The sequence below is a fragment of the Streptomyces pathocidini genome (genome assembly GCF_001418495.1).
GTDB lineage: Bacteria > Actinomycetota > Actinomycetes > Streptomycetales > Streptomycetaceae > Streptomyces > Streptomyces pathocidini.
The window spans coordinates 1-2,481 of the sequence record NZ_LIQY01000184.1; the positions used below are offsets into that span (position 1 = coordinate 1).

Below are 2,481 nucleotides of genomic sequence, written 5' to 3' on the forward strand. Positions count from 1 at the left end.
CGGCTCGCCCGCGAGCAGCACGACCGCCCCCGGGACGAGGCCGCCCCCCAGGACCCGGTCCAGCTCGTCGACCCCGGTGGAGCGCGCGGCGGCCTGTCGCCCGTCGACCTGGCCGATGGGGAGCGCGGCGGAGGTGACCCGGCCGGCCGCGGTGGTGCGGACCGCGGGCGCGCCGAACTCCTCGACCGTGCCCCACGCCTGGCACTCCGGGCAGCGGCCGAGCCACTTCGCGGTGGTCCAGCCGCACTCGGTGCAGCGGTAGGAAGGGCGGTCCTTGGCGGACGAGCGGGAGGTACGGGCAGCCATGTCGGTCACCGTAGCGGGGAACGCCGACAACGGGCGCGGCCTGTGGACAACAACCGTGTGACCTGTGGACAACCGGCCGTCCGGCGGCGGGCGGTGGTCGGGTGCGGGCCCGGATGCGGAGCCCGGCCCGGGGTTCGGACGGGCTTATAGCAGAAGGCCGTTCGGGCAAGTGGAACGCGTGTCCCCTTTCGAGCGGAACCATCACCCGTAGGAGTTAAACCTGCTCAAGGGGGGTGAGCGATACGCCATCATCCGCCTACCGTCGGCGGGATGAGCAGCAGGCAGGAGCAGCCCCCGCAGATCAACGGCGCACATCGGGCGTACCGCCGTGCGTCGGCGCCGGTGCCCGCCTCGCGCGGCTCCGTGGACAGTGCTCCGGGGAGGGCCGGTGCTCCGGGGAGCGCCCGGCCTCCCGCCTTCTCGCCGGTGCCGCCGCTCGGTGGGCCGGCTGCCCCTGACCGCGCGGCCCGTGACCGTGCGGCTCGCGACCGCGCGGGCCATGATCGCGGGGCCCCTGACCGCGCGGGCCAGGACCCGGCCGCCGAGGAGCGGCTGGCCGCGCGCTACGCGCCTTACCTGGACGGCCTGTTCACGTACTGCCTGTCCGTGCTCTGCGAGCACGAGGCCGCGACCGCCGTCCTGGGGGAGGTCCTGGCGATCGCCGAGCGGCAGTACGGCCGCCGCCCCACCGACGAGGACCAGCGCAGGGCCTGGCTCTACGCGCTCGCCCGCTGGGCCTGCCTCCAGCGGCTCGCGCAGCTGGCCGAGAGCCGCCGCACGCGCGGCGCGCGCCCCGCCGAGCCCGCGCTCTCCGAGGCCGCCGCGACCCACCGGCAGCGCGAACTCGGGGTGCTCGCCTGGCCGGAGGCCGCCGGCATCACGCCCGAGCAGCGCGAGGCGCTCGAACTCGCCGTCCGCCACCGGCTGACGACCGACGAGGTCGCCGCCGTGCTCGGGCTCGAACGCGGCGCGGCCTGCGCGCTGCTGTCCAGCGCCGCCTGCGAGGTGGAGCGGACCCGCGCCGCCCTCGTCGTGGTCGAGCGCGGCAACTGCCCCGTCGTCGCCCGGCTCACCGGCGACAGCCAGGTGCTGCTGGGTACGGCGCTGCGCCGCGAGCTCGTACGCCATGTCGACGACTGCGCCGAGTGCCGGCTCGCCGCCGAGCGGGCCACGGCCGGTGGGCCCTGGCCGGGAAGCACGGCGCTGCCCGGCACGCTGCCGGTGCTGGAGGCGCCGCGCGCCGCGGTGTTCGCCGCGATGGTGCCGGGCCCACGCGTGCGTGCCCGGGGCGGCGCCCACGCGGGGGCGGCCGCGCGGGGCGGTCCGCGCTACGACCGCAGCGGCTTCCCGCTGGACCCCAAGGACCGGGTCGAGCGCCGCCGCCGGATCCGCAGCCGCGCCGTGACCACCACGGTCGTCGCCACGGTCGTGGCGGCGCCGGTGCTCGCGCTGTGGGCCGCCTACCGTGGCGCGCCGCTGCTCGGCGAGACGGAGGGCGGCGGCGCGGTGACCGCCGCCGACGCGGAGGACCAGGACGGCCTGGCCGGGCACCCGTACGAGGAGGCGGGCAACGCGCAGAACGGGCCCGATCCGCGCTTCACGGCCGGCAGCCAGTCCCCTGACGTGTCGGTCGAGGTGGTGGACGGCGACGGCCGCGGCAAGAAGGACCGCGCCGGGGACCGCCAGTCGTCCTCGGCCACGCCCTCGCCCGTCGGCCCCGGTAGGCCGAGCGCGAGCCGGGGGCCGGGGCGGCTGACGGTCGAGGCCCAGCCGAGCGGCGACCTGACGCTGATCACGCTGCGCGCCTCGGGTGGTTCGCCGGTCCGATGGACGGCGTCCGCGAACGAGAAGTGGCTCCAACTGAACCGTACGGCCGGTGAGTTGCGGCCGGGCGAGTCCGTGACGATCACGGTCTCGGTGGACGAGGCGGTGGAGCCGGAGGGCCCGTGGACGGGGAAGGTGGCCATCGGCCCGTCGGGCACGGTGATCACGATCCACGGTGAGGGGGCGACTCCCGAACCGACCACCCCTACGCCCACGCCGACGCCCTCGGAGCCGACGCCGACCCCGACGCCCACGCCACCCACCCCCACGCCGACACCGACGCAGACGGAGAACTCGGGCTCCCCGTCCTCGACCCCTTCGGGGAGCGACGGCTCGGGCTCAGCGAGCCCG

The 2,481-nt window shown here is 76.9% G+C and carries 1 protein-coding gene and 1 pseudogene; one reads left to right on the top strand and one right to left on the bottom strand.

Features of this window, described 5'->3' with window-relative positions; genetic code table 11:
* A pseudogene (locus AOK16_RS10865) lies at positions 1 to 306 on the bottom strand (DNA repair protein RadA); the annotation flags it as partial.
* 270 nt (positions 307 to 576) lie between these two features.
* Between AOK16_RS10865 and AOK16_RS27630 the strand changes: the two are divergent.
* On the top strand, positions 577 to 2,481 hold a 1,905-nt coding region (locus tag AOK16_RS27630), incomplete at its 3' end, for a BACON domain-containing protein (protein ID WP_157859171.1).